Origin of the sequence: Xanthomonas sp. 4461, from assembly GCF_024806475.1 — a bacterium.
Taxonomy (GTDB): Bacteria; Pseudomonadota; Gammaproteobacteria; order Xanthomonadales; family Xanthomonadaceae; genus Xanthomonas; species Xanthomonas arboricola_F.
The window spans coordinates 1706407-1731405 of record NZ_JANTYV010000001.1 but is presented as its reverse complement, the minus strand read 5'-3'; the positions used below and the strand labels follow the sequence as shown (position 1 = coordinate 1731405).

Below are 24999 nucleotides of genomic sequence, written 5' to 3'. Positions count from 1 at the left end.
GTGCGATCGACGCCGCTATCCGTCGCTCACCGCGCGCTGCTACCCGCGCGCGCCTGCAGCGCCGCAGTCGCAGGGTGCAGCGTCAAAGGCGCGCCAGACTTGCCACCATCAGGAAGGCGGCAGCAAACGTGACCACCACGAAATACACGCTGCCCAGGCCGAGGTATTTCAGCACCGTGACCGACCATGACTGGCGGTAGACGTGGCGCTGCATCCCCAGCAAATACAGCGGCATCCAGAGTGCCAGCCCGAACTGCAGCAGGCCCAGGCTCCAGGCGATCAGGGGAGCCAGCTGCAGCACCCATTCCCTGAGCAACGACAGCAGCAGCATCGCCAGCAGGTTCAGGCAGAGAAATGCATGGCTGTAGAGCGCCACCACCAGATGCTCCAGATACACCCACCCGCTGCGCAGGTAGAACATGCGCAACAGCAGCGCAAACAACGGCACCAGCACCAGCAAGGTGGACGGCACCGCCGCGAAGAACGCGTTGTAGAGCAGCTGCGGATTGCTGCGCAGGCGCGGCAGGTTGCTGCGGATATGCGCGAGCTGCAGGTTGAGCCAGCGGTTGGCCCATTGCGGTAACGGTGCGACCGTCAGTGGGTTGCTCACCGGGTCCCAGGGTTTGCCTCCCAGCGAGAAGAACGTGCCGTTGTCGGGGGCATCGACCACCGGTGCGGCGCTTTCCAGCCGCGCGCCCTGGTGCAGTTGCGCCAGCCGCTTGCGCGCCTCGCTCTCGGTGCGGGCGATGCCGGCATCCACACCATCGCGCGCGATGCCCGCAGGCACCACCTTGCGGCTCTGGGTGAGCGTGCCGACGATTTGCGCACGTACCGCTTCCACCTGCGCCGGCGTGCGCGCCTGCGCAAAATCCTTCGGCACCGCACTCTGCGGTGCGCCAGGCGCGGCGACATCGGAGTCTTCGTCGGAGGCATGCACCGCGATGCGTGCGATGAAGAAGGTCAACAGGCTCACCACCAGGAGCAGCCGCATCGGCGCGACGTAGCGCACGCGCTGCCCGCCCAGAAATCGCAGCGCCACGCGGCCCGGCACCAGCAGGTCGCGCAAGGTGCGGAAGATCCGCCCGTCCAGGTGCCAGAACGATTCGAAGACTTCTTCCACCGCATGCGCGACGCTGCGCACCGGGCTATGCGCGCCCTGCCCGCAGGCGTGGCAAAACGGGCCTTGCAACGCAGTGGAGCAGTTTTCACAGTCCGATGGATGCAGTGCGGTCGGGTGCAGGGACATGAGCCAGGTCCGGTTGGCGGCGATGGAGGGCCGCGTGCCCGATGCGATCACCCGAGGGCGCGCGCCTGGCACACGGTACAGCGTCATCATGCGGCTACCTGCAAAGGTCGGCAGCCGTTTTTCGTTGCCGCACACGCAGCAGCGAGCGCGGCGGGAGCTGCCCAGGCGCGCGTCAGGCCGCAGTCGGAAAGTACGCGTAAGATAGCGGCCCCACGCGACCCGGTGCCAGCGCCTCCCGGCACGGCCGTAGTCCGCGCAGCAATCGGTGTGTCATGTCTGTTTCTCCTGCCTCGGCGTCTGCGACGCCAGGCTTCGCATCGGAAGTGCGTACCACCGGCCTGTTGGCCTTGCCGCTGGTGCTCGGTCACGTCTCCACCGGCTTGATCGGGTTTGTCGACAACGTCATCGCCGGCCATCACGGCACTGCGACGCTGGCGGCGGTGACCATCGGCACCTCGCTGCTGTGGCTGCCGATGCTGGTGCCGATCGGTACGTTGATTTCCTTGACCGCCTCGGTGTCGCAACTGCGCGGCGCCGGGCGCGAGCGCGAGATCGGCCCATTGTTTCGCCAGGCGTTGTGGCTGTCGCTGGGGCTGAGCGCGTTGATGTTCGCGTTCCTGAGCCTGGTGCCGCCGCTGCTGCCCACCTTCGGGATTGCGCCGGACATCGTGCCCGGTGCCACCGACTTCCTGCATGCGGTGCGCTGGGGCGTACCGGCGCTGACGTTCTACTTCTGCATGCGCTACCTCAGCGAAGGCATGCACTGGACGCTGCCGACCATGCTGCTGGGGTTTGGCGGCTTGCTGGTGCTGGCACCGCTGGGCTATGCGCTGACCTACGGCAAGTTCGGGTTTGCCGAGCATGGCGCCGAAGGCCTGGGCATGGCCTCGGCCATCACCATGTGGGTGCAGGCCAGCGTGTTCGCGCTGTACCTCTGGCGCGCACGGCGTTTTGCGCATCTGGAGTTGTTCACCCATCTGGAAGGGCCGCGCTGGCACGCCATCGGCGATCTGCTGCGCACGGGGCTGCCGATCGGCATCACCGTGCTGATGGAAGGCGGCCTGTTCATCGTCACTGCCCTGCTGATCGGCCGGCTGGGCTCGACCGAAGCCGCCGCGCACCAGATCGCCATCAACGTGGGGCAGCTGTGTTTCATGGTGCCGATGGGCGTGGCCGAGGCCACCACCGTGCGCGTCGGCCATGCGGCGGGGCGGGGCGATCCGCTGGCCGTGCGGCGTGCGGCCTGGGCGGGCTACGCCATCGTGCTGGGCACGCAGGCGCTGTCGGCCAGCACGTTGCTGCTTGGCCACGACGCCATTGTCGGTGTGTATACCAACGATGCGGCAGTGGCCGCGCTGGCGTCGGGATTGCTGTTGTTTGCCGCTACCTTCCAGTTTCCCGATGGCATCCAGGTGCTCTCTGCCGGTGCGCTGCGCGGGCTCAAGGACACCCGCGTGCCGATGTTCCTGGCGATGTTTTCGTACTGGGGCGTAGGCATGCCGATCGGCGCCGGGCTCGGCCTGGGGCTGGGCTGGGGGCCGCGCGGCATGTGGATCGGCCTGATTCTGGGTCTGACCACCGCCGCGATCCTGATGGGCCTGCGCTTCCGGCACACCAGCCGGCGGCTGACTGCCAACGCGACCCCCTGACTTTCAGCGCATGCCGCGCGCCCGGCGCAGCCGGTATGCTGGACACCATTGATTCGTACGTTTCGTACGCAGCGTCTTTTCGACGGAGTTTTCCATGAACCACCCCGTGCGTCGCAGTCCCATCGCCAGTTTCTTCGTCGGCCTGTGGGACGTGATGAATTTCACCCGGCGCCTGATCTTCAACCTGGTGTTCTTCGGTTTCCTGTTGCTGTTGCTGCTGCTGATCGTGGTGGCGATGGCGCGCGGCGACGGAACCAAGCCGCTGGCCGAGCGCACCACGCTGGTCATCAACCCCGAAGGCACGCTGGTCGAGCAGTTCAGCGCCGACCCGGTGAGCCGTTCGCTGGCCAAGGCGGTGGGCGACAAGAGCGCAGAAGAGGTGCAGTTGCGCGACCTGGTGCGGGTGATCGAGGCGGCCGGCAAGGACCGCAAGATCGAACGGGTGCTGTTGAACCTGGACAAGCTGCAGCCGGCCGGCTTCGCCTCGCAACGCGAGGTGGCTGCCGCACTGCAAAAGCTGCGCGCTTCCGGCAAGCAGATCGTGGCCTTCAGCGAGAGCATGAGCCAGGGCCAGTACCTGCTCGCCGCGCAGGCCAACGAGGTGTATCTGGACCCGATGGGCAGCGTGCTGCTGGAAGGCCTTGGCCGCTATCGCCAGTATTTCCGCGAAGGCCTGCAGGACAAACTCGGCGTGGACGTGCACCTGTTCCGCGTGGGCGAATACAAGTCTGCGGCCGAGCCCTACATCCTGGACGCGGCCTCGGCCGATGCCAAGGAAGCGGATCTGTTCTGGATGAACGACGTGTGGCAGCGCTACCTGGCCGACGTCGGCACCGCGCGCAAGCTCACCCCGGCGCAGCTGACCGCCGGCATCGACACCCTGCCCGAAGGCGTGGTGGCGGCAGGCGGCGATCTGGCCAAGTTCGCGCTGCAGCAGAAACTGGTCGACGGGCTCAAGACCCGCGAGGACGTCGATGCGCTGCTGACCAAGCGCGGCGTGGCCGACAGCGATGCCGACAGCGGTTTCCGCAACATCGGCTTCAACGATTACCTGAGCCAGTTGCAGGCGCAGCGCTCGCCGATGGACAGCCGTCCGCAGGTGGCGGTGGTGGTGGCGGCCGGCGAGATCAGTGGTGGCGAACAGCCGGCAGGCCGTGTCGGTGGCGAGTCCACTGCCGCGTTGCTGCGTCAGGCGCGCGACGACGACAAGGTCAAGGCGGTGGTGCTGCGCGTGGATTCGCCCGGCGGCGAGGTGTTCGCCTCTGAGCAGATCCGCCGCGAAGTGGTCGCGCTCAAGCAGGCCGGCAAGCCGGTGGTGGTGTCGATGGGCGACCTGGCCGCCTCCGGCGGTTACTGGATCAGCATGAACGCCGATCGCATCTATGCCGACCCGTCGACCATCAGCGGCTCGATCGGCATCTTCGGCATGGTGCCCAACCTGACCCGCGCGCTGGACAAGATCGGCGTGCACACCGACGGCGTGGGCACCACGCGCTTCGCCGGTGCGTTCGACATCACCCGTCCGCTGGACCCGTCCGCCGGCCAGGTCATCCAGGCGGTGATCAACAAGGGCTATGCCGACTTCACCGGCAAGGTGGCGCAGGCGCGTCACCAGTCGGTGGAGGCCATCGACAAGGTCGCCCGCGGCCGCGTGTGGAGCGGTGCGCAGGCCAGGCAGCATGGCCTGGTGGATGCATTCGGCGGCATTTCCGAAGCGGTGGCCGACGCGGCCAATCGCGCCAAGTTGAACAAGGGCAAGTTCCGCGTGCGCTACGTGGAAAAGCCGGCCACCCCGTTTTCGCAGTTCATGAGCGGATTTGCCGGCAGCCGCATGGGGGCGTGGATGCTGAGTGACTCGGGCATGGCGCGCGCCATGCTGGCGCGCTCGCTGCCGGAAGTGGACACGCAGCTGCGCTTTGTCGAAAGCGCGGTGCACGACAGCAAGGCCGGCGGCACGCCGGTCAAGGCTTTGGCTTACTGCTTCTGCGGGTTCTGAGGCGGCAAACCAGGCCTTCGACTACAGCGACGACGCCGGCCTTGTGCCGGCGTTGTCGTTTATGCCGCATGACGCTGCGGGCTTGCCGCATGCGGACGGCCCGGCGATGACGCTGCGGTGTTGAACTGTTGAACGCGCTTCTCCCGGCTCGCGCTTAGAGCCGCTGACAAGGCGACTGTGCTCACAGCCGTGCTGTGCTAGGTGTGGCAGGTACCACTCGTACGCCCCGGTTCCTCCGCGCCGTCCACATGACGGCTCGCGCAGTGTGCTGGCCGCTCTTATTGCGTTGCGGCATCGATCGCCTTGCGCTGATCCTCAGCAGCCTGGTCGGTGGCGGCCTGTACCGCGTGCGCCTTGTTCAACGGCTGCTGGATGTGATCGCGCAGGGCGGTGGCCTGCGGGTCGGGCTTCTGGTCGGTGGGCGCCGGTTGCGGGCGTTGACACGCAGCCAGCGGCAACATCGCAACGGCGGCAAGCATCCAGTGAAGTTTCATCGTCGTGACCTCGCGAGCGGTGGCGGTATCCTAACGCCGGCACTGCTGCCGCGCGTCAACTGCGCTGCGGCGGCCGTTTTCTCGCGTTTTGAAAGAGGATCACCCACGTGACAACGCACCGTTGGCGGCTGGATGGACAGACCGCCCTCATCACCGGCGCCAGTGCCGGCATCGGCTTGGCCATCGCACGCGAACTGCTCGGCTTCGGAGCGGATCTGCTGATGGTGGCGCGCGATGCCGATGCGTTGGCGCAGGCACGCGACGAACTGGCCGAAGAATTTCCCGGGCGCGAACTGCATGGGCTGGCGGCCGATGTGTCCGACGATGAAGAGCGCCGCGCGATCCTGGACTGGGTGGAGGACCACGCCGACGGCCTGCATCTGCTGATCAACAACGCCGGCGGCAACATCAGCCGGGCAGCCATCGACTACACCGAAGACGAGTGGCGCGGCATCTTCGAAACCAATGTGTTTTCCGCGTTCGAATTGTCGCGGTATGCGCATCCGCTGCTGACCCGGCATGCCGCCTCGGCCATCGTCAATGTCGGCAGCGTCTCGGGCATCACCCATGTGCGCAGCGGCGCGCCGTACGGTATGACCAAGGCCGCACTGCAGCAGATGACGCGCAACCTGGCGGTGGAATGGGCCGAAGACGGCATCCGCGTCAATGCGGTGGCGCCGTGGTACATCCGTACGCGTCGTACCTCCGGCCCGTTGTCGGACCCGGATTACTACGACCAGGTGATCGACCGCACCCCGATGCGCCGCATCGGCGAACCGGAAGAAGTCGCCGCTGCGGTGGGTTTCCTGTGTCTGCCGGCCGCCAGTTACATCACCGGCGAGTGCATCGCGGTGGATGGCGGATTCTTGCGCTACGGCTTCTGACGCGCCTGCGCGCAACGCACGCGGATAGCGGCCTGTGCATGGCATCGGAAGATGCGCATGCATGCGCCAAACCGCCGTGGCGCCTGTTTGTCGGCGGCACCTGTGCGCGAGGCAGGTGACTGCACAGCGGGCAGGCGCGCGTGCGGCTCGTGCAACGCGCAGGCGCCGCGCCGGCACACTGGCGGCACGGCGCTGCAACGTCGGTTGCAGCATTACGGCGTGATGGACGGATTGGCGCAGCGGCTTTCGTCCAGCACCCGGCGCATCTGGTCGTAGCGCTGCTTGCGTTCGGCCGATTGCGCCTCGTCGGAGAAGCGCCATGTCGCCTCGGCCTGCTCGGCGCGCTTGCGCCAGGCCTCGCACAGGCTCTGGTCCGGCACCGGTGCGCAGCGGTCGGTGACCACTTCGCAGGCGCTGCCGCCGCCGGTCGCCGGCCCACCGGCCAGGTTGGTGGTCTGCATCGGCAGGCAACGCGTGGCCGGCTCGCGGTCTTCGGTGAAGTAGCGGCCATTGTCGTGCGCGGTGCATTCGAACAACGGCGGCGGAGGCAGGGTAGAGGTGGAGGTCATCGGCGCTGGCGTCGATGCGGCTGTCGGCGCTGCTGGCGCGGCCGCAGGTGCGGCGGGCGCCTGCTGCGCAGGATGTGCAGGACGCATTGGCGCAGGGGCAGGCGTGCCGCCTGGTGCGAATGGCACCGCCGCCGGTGCGGTCATCATTTTCTTCTGTTGCTGCATCCCCTTCGGGCACGGCATGTTTTGCACGGTAAGCGCGCCGGTGGGATCGGTGCAGCGGTAGATGGCCACGTCCTGGGCATTGGCGCCCGGCACCCAGCACAGCAGCAGCGCCAGCAGCAAGGTGCGGCTCATGCGCCGCCGCAGTCGCGTTGCTGGCGCGCTTCGATGCCGCGTTGTTCGCGGCTGAGCTCCTGGCGTTCGCTCTGCAGCGCGCTGTTGTAGCGGCGGATCAGCTCCCAGCGGCGGTCTGCCAGCCGCGCGCAGACTTCCTGCTCGGGCAGGGCATGGCATTGGTCGCGGATCTGCACGTTGCCGTAGGGCACGATCACCGTGCCGCCGTAGCCGCCGTGGTAACCGTCCTGATAGCCGCCTGCGCCGAAGCTGGCACTGCCGCGGATGCTGCCCCGCCCGGCGCCACCCTGCACGGCAATCGCCGGACGCGGGCTGACCGAGATCGGCGGACGCTGGATGCCGCCGCCGCTGATCGGCGGGCCAACCGCATTGCCCACATAGGCCGGCCCCCAGGTCGGCACCCAGCGCGGATTGCCTTCCGGGCTGTCGCTGGTATAGCGCTCGCCGTCCTCGGTGGTGCACTCGTACATCGGCTGCGGCGGTTGCACGGTGACGATGCGAACCTCGCGCGATGGTGCGGCCGGGGGCGGGGCGGGTGCCTGCAGACGTTGCGGTCGCGGCGGCGGGTCCTGCGGGCGCTGCATGTCCAGCACCTGCTGGCGGCCGCTGCTGCATGGCGCATCCTGCAGGGCCACGGTCCCGGTGCTGCTGACGCAGCGGTAGACCCGCACGTTCGGGTCCGGCTTGGCGGCGGTGCTTGCCGCCAGGGCGGGCAGCGCGCAGGCCAGCAACAACAAGGTTGGAAGAGTGCGCATGTGGCGAGTGTGCGCGTTTGGCGGCCGCGCCGCCAAGGGGATGGTCGCTGCGCGCGCAGACGCGGTGCCAGCGGCATGGCCGGATCGGCCGGGAGCGCCGGCCTGCGCCGAACGACGCTGGTGGGGGATGGGGCGTGGTCAGGCCGCTTTGGGGCTGGCCACCGCGCAGCCTGACGCTGCCAAGCCGCCGCGACGCATGACGCGCAGTCCCCGCTCGCGGCCGCTGTCGGCTGCCTGGGCCGCCAGCCGTGGCGCCGTGGCCGTGGCTGGAGCGGAGGATGCCGGCGGGTCGAGGTCATGTGTCGCGCCGATGCGCCAGGCCGCTCTGGGATAGGCGGGCAGCGGGCTAGCGGTTGATCGTCTCCCGGACGCCGCGCCTTGTCCGTGGCGCTGGCTGGATCCAGCTCGGCGTCAGTCGCGCAGGACCTGGCCGGTGCGTGCGTCGCGGATCGGGGTGGGCTGCGCCAGCCCACCGACATCGCCCGCCACCACGCCGTCGATGGTCGCCAGCAGTGCCGGGTCCAGGGCCTCGCGGCTGCGCGCCGGCGGCTCGCCGGCCAGGTTGGCGCTGGTGGACACCAGCGGCGACCCCCAGGCCGCGCACAGCGCTACCACGACCGGGTGCGCGCTGATGCGCACGGCCAGCCCATCGTGCGTGCCGGTGACCCAGCGCGGCGCGCGGGAGGTGACCGGCAGGATCCAGGTATGCGGGCCGGGCCAGCTGGCCAGTACCTCATCCCGGCGTGCCGGTTCCAGCGCGTCGATGTCGACCCAGTCGCGCAGCACCTCGATGCCGGACGCCACCACGATCACTCCCTTGTCGACAGGGCGCCGCTTGATCTGCAGCAGGCGCAGCACGGCTGCCTGCTGCGCCGGGTCGCAGCCCAGCCCCCAGACCGCTTCGGTCGGGTAAGCGATCACGCCGCCCGTTTGCAGGGTGGCGATGGCGCTGTCCAGGCTCAGCGGGTGGTCCATGCGCTGCCTCAGCCCGCCGCCTTGCTCACGGTTTTCTTGACCACGCGCTTGGCGGCTTTCTTGGCCGCAGTCTTCTTGGCCGGCGCCTTCTTCGCGGCGGTCTTGGTTGCCGCTTTCTTCACCGCGGTCTTCTTGGCTGCCGCATCCTTCGCCGCGGCGTCCTTGGCCTCCTTGGCCGAATCCTTCACCGCATTCTTCTTGAGCGTGGCCTTCTTGGCGCCGAAGCCCTTGCGCACCGGCTTGCCGGTATCGGCCAGCAGCTGCTGCACTTCTTCGAAGGTCAACGACGCCGGCTCGCGATCCTTGGGGATCTTGCCGTTGAGTTTGCCGTCGCTGATGTACGGACCAAAGCGGCCGTTGAGCACCTGGATGTCGCTGCCGTCGAATTCCTTGATCACCCGGTTGCGCGCTATCTCTTCCTTCTCTTCGATCAGGAACACCGCGCGTGCCAGGTCGATGGTGTACGGGTCGTCTTCCTTCTTCAGCGACGCATACACGCTGCCACGGCGTGCAAACGGCCCGAAGCGGCCGATGCCGACGCTGACGTCCTGCTCCTTGTCCTGGCCCAGCGCGCGCGGCATCTTGAACAGTTCCAGTGCATCCTCGATCGAGATCGAATAGATGCTCTGGCCCGGACGCAGCGAGGCGAAAGTGGGCTTTTCTTCGTCTTCCACGGTGCCGATCTGCACCATCGGGCCGAAACGGCCGATGCGCGCGCTGACTTCCTTGCCGCTGACCGGGTCGGCGCCGAGCACGCGCACGCTACCGGCGTCGGTCTTGTCCAGCGAATCCTTCTTGTCCTCGACCAATTCCTTGAACGGGCCCCAGAACTTCTCCATCAACGGAATCCACTCGGCTTCGCCGCGCGAGACCGCATCCAGATCGTCTTCAAGATTGGCGGTGAAGTCGTAATCCACGTAACGGGTGAAATGCCCGGACAGGAACTTGGACACCGCACGGCCCACGTCGGTGGGGCGGAAGCTGCGGCCTTCCATTTCCACGTACTTGCGGAACTGCAGGGTCTGGATGATCGAGGCATAGGTGGACGGACGCCCGATGCCGTATTCCTCCAGCGCCTTGACCAGCGCCGCTTCGGTGAAGCGCGGCGGCGGCTGGGTGAAATGCTGATCGGTGACGATGCGGTCCAGCGGGATGTTGTCGCCGGCCTTCATCAGCGGCAGCTTGCGGCCTTCGTCCTCGTCCTCGCTGCTCTTGGTGTCCTTGCCCTCTTCGTAGACCGCCAGGAAGCCCGGCACCACCACGGTGGTGCCGCTGGCGCGGAACACGTGCTCGCTGCCGGCCGACAGATCGACGCTGACGGTGTTGAGCGTGGCCGGAATCATCTGGCAGGCCACGGCGCGGCGCCAGATCAATTCGTACAGGCGGCGCTCGTCGTCGGACAAAAAGCGCGCCACCTGCGCAGGCGTGCGCAACGCGGAGGTCGGGCGCACCGCTTCATGCGCTTCCTGCGCATTCTTGGATTTGGTGGTGTAGGCGTTGGGCTGGTCCGGCAACGAGGCGGTGCCGAAATCGCGCGCGATCACATCGCGGATTTCCGACAGCGCATCCTGCGACAGGTTCACCGAGTCGGTACGCATATAGCTGATCAGACCGACCGAGCCTTCGTCGCCGAGTGCCACGCCTTCGTACAACTTCTGTGCCACCTGCATGGTCTTGCGGGTGGTGAAGCCAAGCTTGCGCGAGGCTTCCTGCTGCAGCGTGGAGGTGGTGAACGGCGGGGCAGGGCGGCGCTTGCGCTCCTTGCTGGCCACGTCGGTAACGTGCAGCACGCCTTGCGCGGCCTGCTGGATGCGCAGCCGCGCCGCTTCGGCGGTGTCGCCATCGGTCACGGTGAACTGCTCGAACTTCTGCCCGTCCAGCTTGATCAGGCGCGCATTGAACGGCTGCGACGGATGCCGGCAATGCGCATCGATGGACCAGTACTCGCGCGCGATGAAGGCTTCGATCTCTTCTTCGCGCTCGACGATCATGCGCAGCGCCGGCGACTGCACGCGTCCGGCTGACAGCCCGCGCTGCACCTTGCGCCACAGCACCGGCGACAGGTTGAAGCCCACCAGGTAGTCCAGTGCGCGACGGGCCTGCTGCGCATCCACCAGGTCGGCGGCGATCGCGCGCGGCTTGAGCATGGCTTCCTTGATCGCGCGCGGCGTGATCTCGGTGAACACCACGCGCTGCATGGTCTTGTCCTTCAACAGGCCGCGCTCTTTCAGGATCTCGGCGATGTGCCAGCTGATCGCTTCCCCCTCGCGGTCCGGGTCGGTCGCCAGATAGATGTCGTCGGCGCTCTTGGCCGCGCGCGCGATGGCTTCGACATGCTTCTCGTTTTTCTCGATCAGGTCGTAGCGCATCGCAAAGCCGTTGTCCGGGTCGACCGCGCCCTCCTTGGGGACGAGATCGCGCACGTGCCCATACGAGGCCAGGACGGTGAAGTCCTTGCCGAGGTATTTATTGATCGTCTTGGCCTTGGCGGGCGATTCGACGATGAGCAGGTGCTTGGGCATGGTGGCAAATTCTTGGGGCGGAGCCCGGGGGGCGGGTAGCGTGGCCTAATTGGCCGGTCGAGGGAAGCAGATCGGCCGTTTCCCACACGTTAACGCCCGGGAATGCTCCCGGGCGTTCAGTTGTCTTATTAGAAAGATCACGGCGGACGCCGCCGTGTCAAGCGGCCGGCGCCGCGAACTGCTAGCTCTGGCTCATCCCGATCGTCGCCAGCATGATCACCACGACCACAATCGACAGCACCAGCATCACCCCGTAGATGGCCAGCACCACGATCGACACCGTGTCCAGGCCGCGCGACTGCAGCTCCGGACGGTCGGTGAAGGCCCAGCGGTCCACGACCAGGGTGTCGCAGATCTTGTCGTGCGGCGTCTGCTTGCGTTGCGACATGCCGGCCATGAACGCCGCCACCACTGCGCCGATGCCCAGCGTGAGTACGCTGATCAGCATATAGGCCAGATAGCGCAGCACATTGCGCCAGAACCCGACCCGCGCCCCGTTGCTGTCCGCTCGCACCACCTTGATGCCGCAGGCGAGCTTGCCCAGGCTGGCCTGAAGCCGGCTGGACTGCATCCAGGCGAAATACAGCGTGGGGATGGCCAGACCGATGCCGTAGGACATCACCACGATGGCGATGCCCAGCGCGCTGCCGTCGTCCAGCGTCGAGGCCGAATCGCTCAGGCTGCTGCCGAACGCCACCACAAACACCAGCGGGATGACGATCAGGTAGACCGCGAAGGTGGTCACCAGGCTGTCCAGGATGCTGGCCGCCACACGCCGCCATAGCCCTGCGTACACCACCGGCGCGTCATGGACGATGGCAGCAGCCGGCGATGCGGCTACCGGGGTCTCCCAGGCGCTCGGCAACGGCGCTGCAGCAGCTGGCGGCACCGTCTCGGTCGGCGCCGGAGCCGGCGTTGTCGGGGCGGGCTGCGCGGAAACGTCCGCGGCGTCGGTTGGCGAACCGGACCAGGACGTGGTTTCCGTGGGTGCAGCCGGCGCGCCGGAGGAATCCGGGTCATAGTCGGCCGTTGTGTGGTGGTCCCGCAGCGCGGGGTCAGCCAGTTCAGCTGAGGCCGGCATCACGGTTGTCCCAAACGGCGTGTCGGTTGCCGGCGTCGCTGCCTGGGGCGACGGATTGGCAGCAGTAGCGGCCCATTGCGCAGAGTCGGCGGGTGCGGCCACCGGCGAATACACGGGCGGCTCCGTGGTGGCAGGGCCTGTCGCGTCGGCACCCAGTTCGGACGCGACCTCGCTCAGGGTGACCCACTGCGGCAGGCCTTCGCGCCAGACCAGGCTGGTGCGGTCGATGATGCCCTGCGACAGGCGTGCGGCCAGGGTTTCCGTGTCGACCGGGCCCTGGCGTTGCCGCTGTGCGTCGGCGTAATACCACTGCGTCATGATGTCCCCTTGGGTAATGCGTTGTGCGTGCGGCGACCGGTCAGCCGCGGCAATTTTGCGGAAGTTGGTTGTCGTCGATCTCGGAACTGCACTGCCAGGTGCCGGCATCCGCATCCAGATCCAGCCACAGTGCCTTGCCATCGATCCTGGGCGAGCCCGGCGCATGCAGCAGCGCCTCGACGCCACAGGCGCTTGTATCGAAACGACCGATCTGCACGCTGGCCAGGATGCCGGTTGCGTAGTGCTCAGGCGTCTGGAAGCCGGTATCGCCGTTCTCCGGGCAGCGGCCTTCGCTCGCGAGAAACTCGGCGATCTGCGGCTTCAGCGGCGCCAATGCGGCAACCGCCTCGGCCACCTTGGCGCGGTTCTGATAATCCTTGTAGGCCGGTAGTGCGATCGCCGCGAGGATGCCGATCATCGCTACGACGACGAACAGGCCGGCCACCGCGCCCAGCACCAACAGCAGCGGCCACGCCGGCCCCTTGGCCGGCTGGTGCAGGTGCGGTGCAGGTGGTGTGGCGAGTGGGGTTCCTGCTGCCACCGGCAATGGCGGCGGGGCCGCCGCCGCGTGCAGATCGGTGGAAACTGGCGGGCCGAGCGTATCGGCGCAGGCCGACAACGGCAGCCACTGGTCCAGGCCTTCGCGCCAGACCAGCGTGTCCAGGGCGATCTGCCGATCGCGATACAGGCCCAGCAGGACCGCATCGGTCACCGGGCCACGCCGCTGGCGGTTGCCCTCGGCGTAATGCCAACTGCTCATCCCCGTCCCCTCGCACGCACGTCCGTGGCGGCTTCAGCCCTCAGTGTACGGGTTCAGGCTCGTCCAGGAACATCTGGGTTTCCATCCAGGCATAGGCCGCTTCTGCGCCCGGCTGGTTGAACAACACCATCAGCACCACCCATTTGAGGTCGTCCAGATCCAGCTCGTCCTGGTCCAACGCCATGGCGCGGTCCAGTACCAACTCGCGCTGGTCGGCATCGAGAATGCGGTGTTGCTCGAGGAACAGCAGAAATCCACGGCAATCGACATCGAGCTTGTCCAGCTCCGGGCCATGATAGATGCGCACGGGGCCATCGACATGCGGGCGCGCGACACTGGGACGCTGCTCGGAGAGCGCATCCAGCCAGTCGAACGCCTTGCTGATTTCTGCGGGACTGAAGCCGGCCTGGATCAGGCCATTCTGAAGCGAGTCACGGTCACGGACCAGGTCCGCGTCTTCGCTGAAATAATGTTCAAACAGGTACAGCAGTACATCGAGAATGCTCTCTTTCATTGCCCCTCGGCCTGCGTCGCGCGACGCTGTGGAGGTGAAGAAACTAGGGATTGCGGGTATAGCGACCGTGCTCGGTGACCACGTCTCCCTCCAGTTCCATGATGAGCAGCATGGAGGACAGCGCGGCGGCCGTCAATCCAGTGCGTTCGACCAGGGAATCCATAGGGGTTGGGTCGTGGCCCAACGCCTGCCACAAGCGCTGGTAGTCGGGGTCCGGGCGCGTGGAAGTGGTGGTGCGCGTCGTCCTGGGCACTTGAGTGGGGGCGGCCAGGCGTTCGCGCAAGGCAGTGGCCAATTCGCCCGACAGCAGTTGCAGTCCTTCGGTGACCTGGGCCGGCTCCTGCGCCAGCGTCGCGCCCTGGCGGATCAGGTGGTGGCAGCCGCGCGCGAGCGGGTTGTGCAGCGAGCCGGGCAGGGCGAATACCTCGCGCCCGGCCTCGGCCGCCAGGCGCGCGGTGATCAGCGCGCCCGAACGCATCGCTGCCTCGACCACCAGGGTACCCAGCGCCAGCCCGGCAATGATCCGGTTGCGGGCCGGGAAATGCGCAGCGACCGGCCCGGTGCCGGGCAGATATTCGCTGATTACCGCGCCGCGTGCGGCGATGCGATCGCGTAATGCCCGGTGATGCGCGGGGTAGGCCACGTCGGCCCCGGTGCCCACCACCGCCACCGTGATGCCGTCAGACTGGGCAAGTGCGGCCTCATGCGCGATCGCGTCCACGCCGGCAGCCATGCCGCTGACGATGCCCAGCCCTGCAGCTGCCAGGCTCGATGCGAAGGCGCGGGTGTGATCGCGTCCGCCGGCGGTGGCGGAGCGGCTGCCGACCACCGCCACGCCGGGATGCCACAGCGCATTGGGGTCGCCGTCCACGAACAGCGCCAGCGGCGGGTTGACGATGTGGCGCAGCAGCGCCGGATAGTCCGGGTCTTGCCAGCCGATCAGATGGTGGTTGGGCTGTTCGCACCAGCGCAGCGCGGCATCTAGCGTTTGCGGGTCAGGCGACTGCAGCCGTTCCGATTGCAGCTCGTCGCAGCCGGCTGCGCGCCAGGCGCCGGGCCCGGCAGTCAGGATGTCGGACGCGGTGGCACAGGCGCTCATCAGTGCGCGACGCGGCGGACTGCGGCCGCCCGCCAGCAGCAATATGAGCAATGCGCGCAGATCGGGAGAAGTGGGGGCCATGCGCACAGCCTGGGCCGCAAACGACGACGGCGCCCTCAGGCGCCGTCGCGTTGGACCATCGGAGTTTCCGATTACTGCGCGTCAGGATGCTTGACGAAGTAGCCCAGGCCGGTCGGCTTGACGCTTTCCATCACCAGCGCATAGCTGACCTTGTCGAAGGTGCGGAACACCATCGCGTGTGAGGCATATTCGTCAGGCAGGCCGACAGTGGAGCCGGACGGGCCGCTGAAATCGTCATCGGCGCGCGAGAAGCGCGAATGCTTGACGCGGTCGCTGACGGTGCGGCCCTTGCGCCAGATCGAGAACACCGTGCCGTTGTTGATGCCCTCGCGCGCGCCACCGGAAATGGCGATCACATCGCGAGTGCCGCCAACGGTGAAGGCGTCGGAAATGGCCAGCACCCGCAGCTCGGTCTGCAACGCCTGTTCGGACGGCGGATGCGGGATGAACTGCAGATCATAAGGCTGCGCTTCCACGGCCACGATCCGGTCGCCGGCGCGCACTTCGCGGCCGCTGTCCTGCAGCAGCAGGGTGGCCGCCTTGGAGTTGCCGCCTGCCGCGCTGCGGGTGATGGTGCCGATGTTGACCTGGGTCAGCTCGTAGCCGAGGAATTCACGGCGCGTGCTCGGTGCCGCGTAGAACTTCCACAGCGAACCCGACCCTGGCAGCGTGTCGCCGGCGGCATCCAGGTCTTCGTTGTGCTTGGGCAGGCTGAACTTCACGGTCGGGCGTACCACCGCAAAGCGCTGGCCTGGCTGTGCATCGTCCAGGCCGACCACATACGCGATCTGCTCGGCAGATGCGCGCAGGCGATTGCCTTCCAGGCCGACCACATAGGGCAGTTGATCGAAGTCTTCCACCACGCGCAGGTTCTTCAGGAACGGCTCGACATCGGCCAGCGGAATCGCATTGATCGGCGCTTCCTGGCGCGGGCCGGGCTGGATCGTGCCTTTACCGACGCGGTCCAGGTAGGCCAGGCTGATCACGTCACCCGGATAGATCAGGTGCGGATTCTGGATCTGTGGATTGGCCTGCCAGATTTCCGGCCACAGCCATGGTTTTTGCAGGAAACGCCCAGCAATGTCCCAAAGGGTGTCCCCCTTGCGGACCACATAGGTATCTGGATGCTCGCCCACCGCTTGCGCGGCAGCGTAGGTCGCGACGGTCAGCATCGCCGCAGCGACGACCGTACGAAGTCGGTTCAACATGAGTGCCTTCTTGCCTGATTCCCCAACAGGTCTGCGCACTATAGTCCAAAAACCGGGGCGCCACGCAAGCATTGCGCTAGAATGACACCGTCTTGCCGGCGCCGCGCCGGTGTTCCCAGTCGGGTAACCCCATGGCTTTGCTCCCTATTCTCGAATTTCCCGATCCGCGGCTGCGCACCAAGGCCGTGCCGGTCGATGCGGCCGACGTCACCAGCCCGGCGTTCCAGACGCTGCTCGACGACATGTTCCAGACCATGTACGAGGCGCCCGGCATCGGCCTGGCCGCCAGTCAGGTGGACGTGCACAAGCGCTTCATGGTGATCGACGTCAGCGAGGAAAAAAACGCCCCGCAGGTGTTCATCAACCCGGAAATCGTCACCAGGCAGGGCGAGCAGGTGTATCAGGAAGGCTGCCTGTCGGTGCCTGGCATCTTTGCCGATGTCAGCCGCGCCGATGCGATCACCGTGCGCTACCTGGACCGCCAGGGCAAGCCGCAGGAACTGAGTACCGAGGGCCTGCTGGCGGTGTGCATCCAGCACGAGATGGACCACCTGGACGGCAAGCTGTTCGTGGATTACCTGTCCCCGCTCAAGCGCGAAATGGTGCGCAAGAAGCTGGCCAAGATGCGCAAGCATGTGGCTTGAGGGCGGGGATTGGGGATTTGTGATTCGGGATTGGCGAAAGCGGGTTCTTGCTGGTCTTTGAGTCTGCCGTTTCAAATCTCCGGGCGCGGATCCTGGTGTGATCTGTTTCTTGGCGCGAGTCGTCCAATCGCCATCGCCCCAGTCCGCGTGCGCAGAGTCTTGAGACCCGGGATTTTGGACTGGATAAGCCGCTGCCCGTCGCGGTTATCGAAGTGCTGTTTGCAACCCCCGCGTCTCACCGCGCCTATCGATGCCGGGCAATGCCGCTTTCGACGCCAGTGGCCAAACCTGCCCGCGCAACTGTCCACCCCATCTATCGGTTCCACGCCGCTACCGTCCCGGCCAGCACATCCGCCGTTGCGAATCCCCAATCCCTACTCCCAAATCCCAGCCCTATGAGAATTGTCTTCGCCGGTACGCCCGACTTCGCTGTCGCCTCGTTGCGCGCTGCTGCGCAGCGGCATGAAGTGGTGGCGGTCTACACCCAGCCAGACCGGCCAGCCGGCCGCGGTCGCGGGCTGACGCCCTCGCCGGTGAAGCTGGAGGCGATCGCGCGCGGCATTCCCGTGTACCAGCCGCAGACGCTGCGCTCGCCCGAGGCGCTGGCCACGCTGCGCGGGCTCAATGCCGATCTGATGGTGGTGGTGGCTTACGGGTTGATCCTGCCCAAGGCGGTGCTGGCCGCGCCGACCCACGGCTGCTGGAACGTGCATGCCTCGTTGCTGCCGCGCTGGCGTGGCGCCGCCCCGATCCAGCGCGCGATCGAGGCCGGCGATGCCGAGACCGGCGTGTGCCTGATGCAGATGGAAGCCGGGCTGGACACCGGCCCGGTGCTGCTGTCCCAGCGCATCGAGATCGGCGAGCAGGAAACCGGCGGCCAACTGCATGACCGCCTGGCCGCGCTGGGCGCGCAGGTGCTGTCCGATGGCCTGGGGCTGCTGCGCGCCGGCATCCGTCCGGTGGCGCAACCGCAGCCGGCGGAGGGCGTGACCTATGCGCACAAGCTGGACAAGGCACAGGCGCGGCTGGACTGGGCGCAGCCGGCGCAGGAGCTGGCGCGTCGCGTGCGTGCGTTCAATCCGTGGCCGGTGGCCGAAGCCACGCTGGCCGGCGAGCGGGTGCGTCTGCATGGCGCCGTTGCGCTCGACCTCGCCCATCAACAGCCCCCGGGTACCTTGCTGGCCGCCAGCAAGCAGGGCATCGACATCGCCTGCGGGCAGGGCGCGCTGCGCGTGCGCGTGTTGCAGCGTGAGGGCGGCAAGGCGATCACCGCCGCCGATTACCTCAACGCGCGCCGCGACCTGCCGGCGTTGCGCTGATGGCCGCCGACACGACGGCGGCCGGCGTCGCCTCGCGGCTAACGGCAGCAAACGTACTCACGGCGGTGTTCGACCAGGGGCGTTCGTTGAAGGCCGAGCTGGCCGCGGCGCTGCCCGGCGTTGCCGATCCACGCGACCGCGCGCTGGTGGAGGCGATCTGCTTTGCGGTGCTGCGCCGCCGTCCGGCCTATGAGGTGGCATTGCGGCAATGGCTGGAACGCCCGTTGCCGCCGCGCGATGCCGAACTGAAAGCGCTGCTGATGGCCGGCTTCGCCCAGCTCGACGTGCTGCAACTGCCCGCGCATGCGGCGTTGTCGGCCACCGTGGAGGCATGCCGTGCGCTGGGCCGGCCGCGCCAGGCCGGCATGGTCAACGCGATCCTGCGGCGTGCGCAGCGCGAGGGCTTTCCGGCGGTGTCCGACGATGCGGGTTGGCCGTCGTGGTTGCGCAAGCAGCTGCGTGCCGATTGGGGCGCGCAGGCCGAAGCGATCTTCGTCGCAAGCGCGCAGATGGCCCCGATGTGGCTGCGCGTGCATCGCGGGCGTACCGATCCCGCCGCCTACGTGGCGCGGCTGGCAGAGGCGGGCATTGGTGCACAGACCGACCCGGTGCTGCCCGACGCCGTTCGGTTGCAGGGGGCGGTGCCGGTCAGCCAGTTGCCCGGCTTTGCCGACGGCGATGTCTCGGTGCAGGATGGCTCCGCGCAGCAGGTCGCCGATGCGCTGACGCTGGCGCCCTCGGCACGCGTGCTCGATGCCTGCGCTGCACCCGGCGGCAAGGCGGCGCATCTGCTCGAGCGCCATCGCCGCTTGCAGCTCACCGCGCTGGATGTGGATGCACGCCGCCTGGAGCGCGTGCAGCAGACCTTGCAGCGCACCGTGCCGGAGGCGCAGGTCGCGTTGCATGCGGCCGATGCCGCCGACACCGCGGCATGGTGGGACGACCAGCCGTTCGATGCAGTGCTGCTGGATGCGCCATGTTCGGCGACCGGCGTGGTGCGGCGTCAGCCGGATGTGCTGTTGCATCGCCGCGCCGACGATATCGATGCCTTGTGCGCGCTGCAGGCGCGGCTGCTGGATGCGAGCTGGCGCACGTTGCGTCCGGGCGGCCAGCTGCTCTACACCACCTGCTCGCTGCTGGCGCGCGAGAACCAGGCGCAGGTCCAGGCCTTCCTGCAGCGCACGCCCGGTGCGCAGGCGCAGCCCCTGGGTGCGCACTTCGGCCATGCGGCGGGCCCGGGACGGCAGCGTTTTCCCGGCGAGCAGCACTGCGACGGTTTCTTCTACGCGCTTTTGCTAAAAGCCTCCTGACCGCGCCGCGTCCAGCGCGCCCCTCTCGCGTCCCATTGCCACCCGCCATGCTCAAGACCCGTGCCTCGAAGGATGTTTGGTTGCTGGCCATCACTGCGGTGCTGGTGATCGGCGCCGGGCTGGGCCTGCGCGACCCCTGGCCCTCGGACGAGCCGCGCTTTGCGCTGGTCGCCAAGCAGATGGTGCTGAGCGGGGACTGGTTGTTCCCGCATCGCGGCAACGAGCTGTATTCGGACAAGCCGCCGATGCTGATGTGGCTGCAGGCGCTGTTCTATACGCTGCTGGGCAACTGGCGTGTCGCGTTCCTGCTGCCGTCGCTGCTGGCGGCGCTGGGCACGCTGGCCTGCGTCTATGACCTGGGCCGGCGGCTGTGGACCCCGCGGGTGGGGGCGTATGCCGCGTGGATGCTGCTGTTCACCCTGCACTTCACCTTCCAAGCCAAGAAGGCGCAGATCGATCCGCTGGTGGTGTTCTGGATCACCCTGGCCAATTACGGGCTGCTGCGGCATCTGTTGACGGGCCCGGCCTGGCGCTGGTGGACGTTGGGATGGTTTGCCGCCGGGCTGGGCGTGATCACCAAGGGCGTGGGCATCATCGCGCTGTTGATGCTGATCCCGGCCGGCATTGCCGCCGCACGCGGCTGGCCGGGCGTGCGCATGCATGTGCGCGACCGCCGCTTCTGGCTCGGGCCGCTGTTCTTCTTCGTCGCGATCGCGTTGTGGTTCGTGCCGATGATGATCACCGCGCTCACCGCCGGCCAGCCCGAATACCGCGTGTATCTCAACGACATCCTGCTGCGCCAGACCGCCAAGCGCTACGCCAGTTCCTGGGACCACGCGCAGCCGGTCTGGTACCACCTGCAAAGCATGGCCACGATGTGGATGCCCACCATCCTGCTGTTGCCGTGGGCGATTCCGGCGTGGCGGAGGCGGTTGCGCCGGCGCGATGCGCGCTACCTGCTGCCGTTGGCGTGGTGGCTGCTGGTACTGGTGTTCTTCACCATCCCCAGCGGCAAGCGCGATGTCTACATCCTGCCGGCGCTGCCGATGTTCTGCCTGGCGCTGGCGCCGCTGGCTGCGGGCCTGCTGCGTCGGGCCGGGCTGCAGCGGGTGCTGTTCGGTTTTGCGCTGCTGTTGACTGTTGCATTTGCCGCAGGCGGGGCGGCGATGCTGATCGGCCACCCAGGATTCGAGCAAAAGATCATGGACAGCCGCGGCGTCGGCAGCGAAGCCACCGACCCGCTGGGCTGGCTGCTGCTGGCGGTAGGCACCTGGGGCGTGGCCAGCCTGCTGCTGTTGCGCGTGCGCCGCTCCGCGCTGGCGGTGGTGTCGCTGCTGGGCGCGTGGTGGGTGGCGTTCGGGCTGGTCTGCTACCCGATCTTCAACGAGTCCAGTTCGGCCGGCGCGGTGATGCGCGAGGCCGGGCGCCGTATCGGCCCGGAGGCCCAGCTCGGCCTGGTGGCCTGGAAGGAGCAGAACCTGCTGATGGCCGACCGCCCGGCGCAGACCTTTGGCTTCAAGGTGCCATGGGAAGAACAGTTGCGACGTGGCGTGGCCTGGCAGTCAGCGCAACCGGGCCAGCGTTGGCTGCTTGCTCAGGAGACGGCGCTGCTGGGCTGCGTGGACCGCAGCCGCAGCCAGCTGGTCGGTGTGGCCAACCGGCGGCGCTGGTGGCTGGTGCCGGCCGATGCCGTTCAGGGCGACTGCGTGGCCAGTTCCACGGAGAAGGCGGTCGAGGAAAAGGAGCAGGGCAACCTGGACGTCGAATGAGTCCTTCACGCGCGCATTCCAGGTCCTGCCCGCATCACCCCAAAGCAGTGGCCGGCTGTTGTCTAGCAGGCATTCATGCGGGACATCGTTAGCTTGGCCCGCGTCGCCGACGCGCCGTGCCTGTCCTGTCTCCTTTCGCCACCGATCTTTCGATGAATTCATTGCGCACCCAGCCCGCATCGCTTCCGCAATCCGTACCCGTCGCATCGCGCGCGGGCGTGGGCATTGCCGAGCTGGGCGTGTTTACGCTGACCGCGCTGGTGGTGAGCATGCCCAGCGGGTTGCTGCCGTTCGGCCTGTGCCTGTTGCTTGGCTCGCTGGTCGGCTGGCGTAGCCTGCGTGCCGGTATCGCGGCTCGCAGCGGCGCGTTGCGCGCGGTGGGCTGGCTGACGGTGGCGGTGATTGCGATGTCGCTGCTGTCGATCGTCTTGTTCGAGCACGGCCTGCGCGATGTGGGCAACCGCTCGCGGTTTCTGGTGCTGCCCTGGGCGGCGCTATGGGCCTATGCGTTGCAGCCGCGCCAGGTCTGGCTGTGGCGAGGTGCATTGACCGGTGTGTTTGCAGCCATGCTGATCGCATTGCTGCAGGTGGTGAAGGGTGCCGACCGTGCGGAAGGCTTTACCAACGCGATTGTCTTCGCCGATATCGCAATGATGTTGCTGGTGGTGGTGGCGTTCTGCCGGCCAACCGGCGGCGTGCGCTGGCTGGTGGGCGCGGCGCTCGCCACGCTGCTGGTCATCGTGCTGAGCGGCAGTCGCGGCGTGTGGCTGGCGTTGCTGGCCACCGTGGGCGTGCTGGCCTGGGGCGCGCCGTGGCATAGCGCGCGCATGCGGCTGCTGACCTTCGTCGGCGGTGCGGTACTGGCGGTGGGCGTGGTCGCCAGCGTGCCTGCGTTGACCGATCAAATGCGCCTGGGCGAATTGCAAAGCGATCTGCAGCGCTACGAAGTCGGCGACAGCGATTCGTCCGCCGGTGCCCGTATCGAGCGTCTGCATGTGGCCTGGGACACCTTGCTTGCGCATCCTTTGACCGGCGTCGGCGTAGGCCGTTTCGACGATGCGATGCATGAGCTGCCGGTGTGTGCTGCGGATAACGCGCTGCTCCGCTGTCATCTGGGCCACGCGCACAACGATGTGGCCGAATGGGCCGCAACCCAGGGCGTGCCGGGCCTGTTGCTGCTGATTGCGGTGTATGGGGTGCCGCTGTGGGTATTCGTGCGCTTGCATCGGCGTAGCGGGCACGTGCAGTTCCGCGGGCCGGCGGCGGCCGGGGTGATGCTGGTGATCAGTTATGCCCTGTGCGGGTTGACCCAGTCGATGTTCGCGCACCAGGTGTCGGCGAGCTTCTATTCGGCGCTGGTAGGTGTTCTGGTAGGTCTGGCAGCGCGCCAGGCGCAGCCAGCGATGCCGAAGGCGGTCAGCAACCCGTCATGAGCGGTCGGGTGGGCGCTTAGCGAATTGCGAGCCTGGTTGCCTGGTAGCGGCCCATATCCCTGGCAAGCGGTCGAGCAACTGGCCGCCCATGCGAAGTGCCCCATGCGTAGTACGGGCATGCCAATCGGCACCACCGGTCGCCCCGCCTGACAGTGGCGCAGTTGTAGTGCCGGCTAAGCCCGGTCGCTGCGTCGATCCACGGCGCGTGGCGGGTCCTGCACCGGCTGGTTGCGCTGCAGCAGCCACAGCATGATGGTCTTCTGGCGCACGTAATTGGCGCGCACATAGGCGTAGATCAGCCCATGCCAGCCATCGCGAAACCCGCCGCGCAGCAGATAGCCGCGCCAGAAGCGCCAGGCCGGCGCCAACACCAGCTTGCTCCAGGTCGCACGCTTGCCGCGGGCGTAGTCGTGCTCGGCCATCATCTGCGCGTAGCGCTGGGTCTTGGCCAGCTGCTGCATCAGCGATCGGTAGGGGTAGTGGATCAGGTCGCCGCGCAAGGTGGCCACAGCACCATCGACACTGGCCGCCTCATGGATCTCGCGCTTGCCGCGCCAGCCGCCGCGGCGTCGGTCGAACAGGCGCAGCACGCGGTCCGGGTACGCATTGCCGTGGCGCAGGAAGCGGCCGAAATACTCGGAGAGCCGCGCAAAACGGTAGCCGGCCGCGTCGGCAAAGCCGGCATCGCGCGCGGCGAGGATCGCTGCACGCAGGCCGTCGCTGATGCGCTCGTCCGCATCCAGGCACAGCACCCAGTCGTGACTGGCCTGCGCCACGCAATACGCCTTCTGGCTGCGGTAGCCGTCGAAGGCGCGCTGCAGCACGCGCGCGCCGTGCGCGCCGGCGATGTCTGCAGTGGCGTCGGTGGAACCGGAGTCCACCACCACGATCTCATCGCAGAACGCCAGCGAAGTCAGACAGTCGCGTAGGCGATCGGCCTCGTTGAACGCGATAATGCAGGCGCTGATGCGAGGCCGTTCGTCGGGTGCGGTCGAAGAGGACATGTGATGGCCGATTACCTGCTGTTCGCAACGGAGCGTTACGCGTTGCCTATTCTGGCGCCATTGGCGCAGGCATTACAGGCCCGCGGCGACACCGTTGCCGCCTGGTACGAGGGCGGCGCGCGCGGGCTGGTGCTGCCGGACGTGCGCGAAGTGGGGTTGCGCGAGGCGCTGGCGCTGCGTCCGCGCGCGGTATTCAGTGCGGCCAACTGGGTGCCGCCGTTTGTCTCCGGCGCCAAGGTGCAGCTCTTCCACGGCTTCAACGTGCAAAAGCGCGAGGACAATCGTGGCCACTTTCGCGTGCGCGGCTTGTTCGATCTGTACTGCACGCAAGGCCCGGCCACCACTGCGCCGTTTCGTGCGCTGGCGACGCGCGAAGGCCATTTTGCGGTGGTGGAAACCGGCTGGCCCAAGCTCGACCCGGTGTTCCGCGATGACGGCGGGCACAGCGCCGCACTGCGTACGCCCGCCAACGGGCGGCCGGTGATCCTGTTCGGTTCCACCTTTACCGAGCGGCTCAGCGCGGCACCTGCGTTGTACGAGGAAATCGCTGCCGATATCGGCCGCGGTGCGCACTACTGGCTGCTCACCCTGCATCCCAAATGCGCGCCGGAGCTGTTCGACCGCTATCGCGCGCTGGCCGGTGCCAATGCGCGGTTTGTCGAGCCCGAAGAGGTCGTGGCGGCGCAGCGTGCGGCCGATGTGCTGGTCTCCGATACCTCATCGATCGTCTCCGAGTTCGTGGTGCAGCACAAACCGGTGGTGACCTTCCGCAACCGCGTGCCGCAGCCGCATATGCTCGACTTTCAGCAGCCGGCGCAGTTGCCGCAGCAGCTGGCGCGCGCGCTGGCGCCGGATGCCGCGTTGCGCAGCGCACTGGCCGCCTATGCCGATGCGATCCACCCGTATCGCGACGGGCATTCGTCCGAACGGGTGATCGCCGCCACCGACGCGTTCATTGCCGGCAAGCTCGGCACGCTGCGACGCAAGCCGCTGGGCGCCTTGTGGCGAGGCCTTCAGATCCGCCGCGAGCTTGGATACTGGGGCCCGGCGCAGCATTGATTGCTGCCGGTCG

At 67.6% G+C, this 24999-nt stretch carries 21 protein-coding genes; 9 read left to right on the top strand and 12 right to left on the bottom strand.

The window, feature by feature from the left end:
- Positions 1–82: 82 nt before the first annotated feature.
- Positions 83–1246: a DUF3667 domain-containing protein gene (locus FHY19_RS07460; protein ID WP_259163483.1), complete on the bottom strand. Its 1164-nt coding sequence runs from the start codon at positions 1244–1246 to the stop codon at positions 83–85.
- A 272-nt stretch (positions 1247–1518) separates the two neighbouring features.
- Here FHY19_RS07460 and FHY19_RS07455 point away from each other — a divergent pair, with 272 nt between their 5' ends.
- Together FHY19_RS07455 and sppA are read left to right on the top strand one after the other, a co-directional pair.
- The gene (locus FHY19_RS07455) at positions 1519–2895 is read left to right on the top strand and encodes an MATE family efflux transporter (protein ID WP_259156856.1); all 1377 of its coding nucleotides are present in this window, start codon (positions 1519–1521) and stop codon (positions 2893–2895) included.
- 94 nt (positions 2896–2989) lie between these two features.
- Positions 2990–4891 (top strand): signal peptide peptidase SppA, encoded by a 1902-nt coding sequence (sppA, locus tag FHY19_RS07450; RefSeq protein WP_259163481.1) that lies wholly within the window; start codon positions 2990–2992, stop codon positions 4889–4891.
- 278 nt (positions 4892–5169) lie between these two features.
- Here the strand turns inward: sppA and FHY19_RS07445 are convergent, their stop codons facing one another.
- Positions 5170–5385, bottom strand: a complete 216-nt coding sequence (locus FHY19_RS07445) for a hypothetical protein (RefSeq protein WP_259163474.1) — start codon at positions 5383–5385, stop codon at positions 5170–5172.
- 107 nt (positions 5386–5492) lie between these two features.
- Between FHY19_RS07445 and FHY19_RS07440 the strand changes: the two genes are divergently transcribed.
- Positions 5493–6269 carry an SDR family oxidoreductase gene (locus tag FHY19_RS07440; protein WP_259163470.1) on the top strand — a complete coding sequence of 259 codons (777 nt, stop codon included), beginning with the start codon at positions 5493–5495 and terminating at the stop codon, positions 6267–6269.
- 212 nt (positions 6270–6481) lie between these two features.
- Here FHY19_RS07440 and FHY19_RS07435 read toward each other — a convergent pair whose 3' ends face one another.
- The 9 genes from FHY19_RS07435 to FHY19_RS07395 form a co-directional block, all read right to left on the bottom strand.
- Positions 6482–7135 (bottom strand): DUF4124 domain-containing protein, encoded by a 654-nt coding sequence (locus FHY19_RS07435; protein WP_259163460.1) that lies wholly within the window; start codon positions 7133–7135, stop codon positions 6482–6484.
- Complete coding sequence (locus FHY19_RS07430; protein ID WP_259156851.1) at positions 7132–7890, bottom strand: DUF4124 domain-containing protein; 759 nt, start codon at positions 7888–7890, stop codon at positions 7132–7134. Before FHY19_RS07430 ends, FHY19_RS07435 begins: the two co-directional genes overlap by 4 nt.
- Before the next feature lie 411 nt (positions 7891–8301).
- Complete coding sequence (locus FHY19_RS07425) at positions 8302–8865, bottom strand: Sua5/YciO/YrdC/YwlC family protein (RefSeq protein ID WP_259163459.1); 564 nt, start codon at positions 8863–8865, stop codon at positions 8302–8304.
- Positions 8866–8873: 8 nt separating this feature from the next.
- Positions 8874–11387 carry a DNA topoisomerase I gene (locus FHY19_RS07420; protein ID WP_259156849.1) on the bottom strand — a complete coding sequence of 838 codons (2514 nt, stop codon included), beginning with the start codon at positions 11385–11387 and terminating at the stop codon, positions 8874–8876.
- Between the two features lie 181 nt (positions 11388–11568).
- Positions 11569–12786, bottom strand: coding sequence for an RDD family protein (locus tag FHY19_RS07415; RefSeq protein WP_259163455.1), 1218 nt, complete (start codon positions 12784–12786; stop codon positions 11569–11571).
- Positions 12787–12826: 40 nt separating this feature from the next.
- On the bottom strand, positions 12827–13546 hold the full coding sequence (locus tag FHY19_RS07410) for a pilin (protein ID WP_259163445.1): 720 nt from the start codon (positions 13544–13546) through the stop codon (positions 12827–12829).
- Positions 13547–13586: 40 nt separating this feature from the next.
- On the bottom strand, positions 13587–14060 hold the full coding sequence (locus tag FHY19_RS07405; RefSeq protein ID WP_003484452.1) for a DUF494 family protein: 474 nt from the start codon (positions 14058–14060) through the stop codon (positions 13587–13589).
- A gap of 43 nt (positions 14061–14103) precedes the next feature.
- A complete protein-coding gene (gene dprA / locus FHY19_RS07400) occupies positions 14104–15240 on the bottom strand; it encodes a DNA-processing protein DprA (protein ID WP_259163434.1) in 1137 nt (378 codons plus the stop codon).
- Between the two features lie 71 nt (positions 15241–15311).
- A complete protein-coding gene (locus FHY19_RS07395; protein WP_259163426.1) occupies positions 15312–16448 on the bottom strand; it encodes a LysM peptidoglycan-binding domain-containing protein in 1137 nt (378 codons plus the stop codon).
- Between the two features lie 131 nt (positions 16449–16579).
- Between FHY19_RS07395 and def the strand changes: the two genes are divergently transcribed.
- From def to FHY19_RS07370, 5 genes are all read left to right on the top strand, one after another.
- Positions 16580–17092, top strand: a complete 513-nt coding sequence (def, locus tag FHY19_RS07390; RefSeq protein ID WP_259163417.1) for a peptide deformylase — start codon at positions 16580–16582, stop codon at positions 17090–17092.
- Between the two features lie 395 nt (positions 17093–17487).
- Entirely contained in the window at positions 17488–18411 is a 924-nt protein-coding gene (fmt, locus tag FHY19_RS07385; RefSeq protein WP_259156843.1) for a methionyl-tRNA formyltransferase, read from the top strand.
- Positions 18411–19721, top strand: a complete 1311-nt coding sequence (gene rsmB, locus FHY19_RS07380) for a 16S rRNA (cytosine(967)-C(5))-methyltransferase RsmB (protein WP_259163407.1) — start codon at positions 18411–18413, stop codon at positions 19719–19721. Before fmt ends, rsmB begins: the two co-directional genes overlap by 1 nt.
- Before the next feature lie 47 nt (positions 19722–19768).
- Positions 19769–21490, top strand: coding sequence for a glycosyltransferase family 39 protein (locus FHY19_RS07375; RefSeq protein WP_259163397.1), 1722 nt, complete (start codon positions 19769–19771; stop codon positions 21488–21490).
- A 152-nt stretch (positions 21491–21642) separates the two neighbouring features.
- Positions 21643–22923 carry an O-antigen ligase gene (locus FHY19_RS07370; protein ID WP_259163396.1) on the top strand — a complete coding sequence of 427 codons (1281 nt, stop codon included), beginning with the start codon at positions 21643–21645 and terminating at the stop codon, positions 22921–22923.
- 173 nt (positions 22924–23096) lie between these two features.
- Here the strand turns inward: FHY19_RS07370 and FHY19_RS07365 are convergent, their stop codons facing one another.
- A complete protein-coding gene (locus FHY19_RS07365; RefSeq protein ID WP_259163395.1) occupies positions 23097–23927 on the bottom strand; it encodes a glycosyltransferase family 2 protein in 831 nt (276 codons plus the stop codon).
- On the opposite strand from FHY19_RS07365, the gene FHY19_RS07360 reads away from it, so the two are divergent.
- Entirely contained in the window at positions 23928–24986 is a 1059-nt protein-coding gene (locus tag FHY19_RS07360) for a CDP-glycerol glycerophosphotransferase family protein (protein ID WP_259163393.1), read from the top strand.
- Positions 24987–24999: the final 13 nt, after the last annotated feature.

What these genes read in the sequence shown, in the direction of transcription:
- rsmB (WP_259163407.1), top strand. Translation starts at nt 18,411, where the DNA reads ATGGCCGCCGACACGACGGCGGCCGGCGTCGCCTCGCGGCTAACGGCA.
- FHY19_RS07445 (WP_259163474.1), bottom strand. Translation starts at nt 5,385, where the DNA reads ATGAAACTTCACTGGATGCTTGCCGCCGTTGCGATGTTGCCGCTGGCT.
- fmt (WP_259156843.1), top strand. Translation starts at nt 17,488, where the DNA reads ATGAGAATTGTCTTCGCCGGTACGCCCGACTTCGCTGTCGCCTCGTTG.
- FHY19_RS07460 (WP_259163483.1), bottom strand. Translation starts at nt 1,246, where the DNA reads ATGTCCCTGCACCCGACCGCACTGCATCCATCGGACTGTGAAAACTGC.
- FHY19_RS07370 (WP_259163396.1), top strand. Translation starts at nt 21,643, where the DNA reads ATGAATTCATTGCGCACCCAGCCCGCATCGCTTCCGCAATCCGTACCC.
- dprA (WP_259163434.1), bottom strand. Translation starts at nt 15,240, where the DNA reads ATGGCCCCCACTTCTCCCGATCTGCGCGCATTGCTCATATTGCTGCTG.
- FHY19_RS07435 (WP_259163460.1), bottom strand. Translation starts at nt 7,135, where the DNA reads ATGAGCCGCACCTTGCTGCTGGCGCTGCTGCTGTGCTGGGTGCCGGGC.
- FHY19_RS07395 (WP_259163426.1), bottom strand. Translation starts at nt 16,448, where the DNA reads ATGTTGAACCGACTTCGTACGGTCGTCGCTGCGGCGATGCTGACCGTC.
- FHY19_RS07405 (WP_003484452.1), bottom strand. Translation starts at nt 14,060, where the DNA reads ATGAAAGAGAGCATTCTCGATGTACTGCTGTACCTGTTTGAACATTAT.
- FHY19_RS07430 (WP_259156851.1), bottom strand. Translation starts at nt 7,890, where the DNA reads ATGCGCACTCTTCCAACCTTGTTGTTGCTGGCCTGCGCGCTGCCCGCC.
- FHY19_RS07425 (WP_259163459.1), bottom strand. Translation starts at nt 8,865, where the DNA reads ATGGACCACCCGCTGAGCCTGGACAGCGCCATCGCCACCCTGCAAACG.
- FHY19_RS07410 (WP_259163445.1), bottom strand. Translation starts at nt 13,546, where the DNA reads ATGAGCAGTTGGCATTACGCCGAGGGCAACCGCCAGCGGCGTGGCCCG.
- FHY19_RS07365 (WP_259163395.1), bottom strand. Translation starts at nt 23,927, where the DNA reads ATGTCCTCTTCGACCGCACCCGACGAACGGCCTCGCATCAGCGCCTGC.
- FHY19_RS07455 (WP_259156856.1), top strand. Translation starts at nt 1,519, where the DNA reads ATGTCTGTTTCTCCTGCCTCGGCGTCTGCGACGCCAGGCTTCGCATCG.
- FHY19_RS07420 (WP_259156849.1), bottom strand. Translation starts at nt 11,387, where the DNA reads ATGCCCAAGCACCTGCTCATCGTCGAATCGCCCGCCAAGGCCAAGACG.
- sppA (WP_259163481.1), top strand. Translation starts at nt 2,990, where the DNA reads ATGAACCACCCCGTGCGTCGCAGTCCCATCGCCAGTTTCTTCGTCGGC.
- FHY19_RS07415 (WP_259163455.1), bottom strand. Translation starts at nt 12,786, where the DNA reads ATGACGCAGTGGTATTACGCCGACGCACAGCGGCAACGCCAGGGCCCG.
- FHY19_RS07375 (WP_259163397.1), top strand. Translation starts at nt 19,769, where the DNA reads ATGCTCAAGACCCGTGCCTCGAAGGATGTTTGGTTGCTGGCCATCACT.
- def (WP_259163417.1), top strand. Translation starts at nt 16,580, where the DNA reads ATGGCTTTGCTCCCTATTCTCGAATTTCCCGATCCGCGGCTGCGCACC.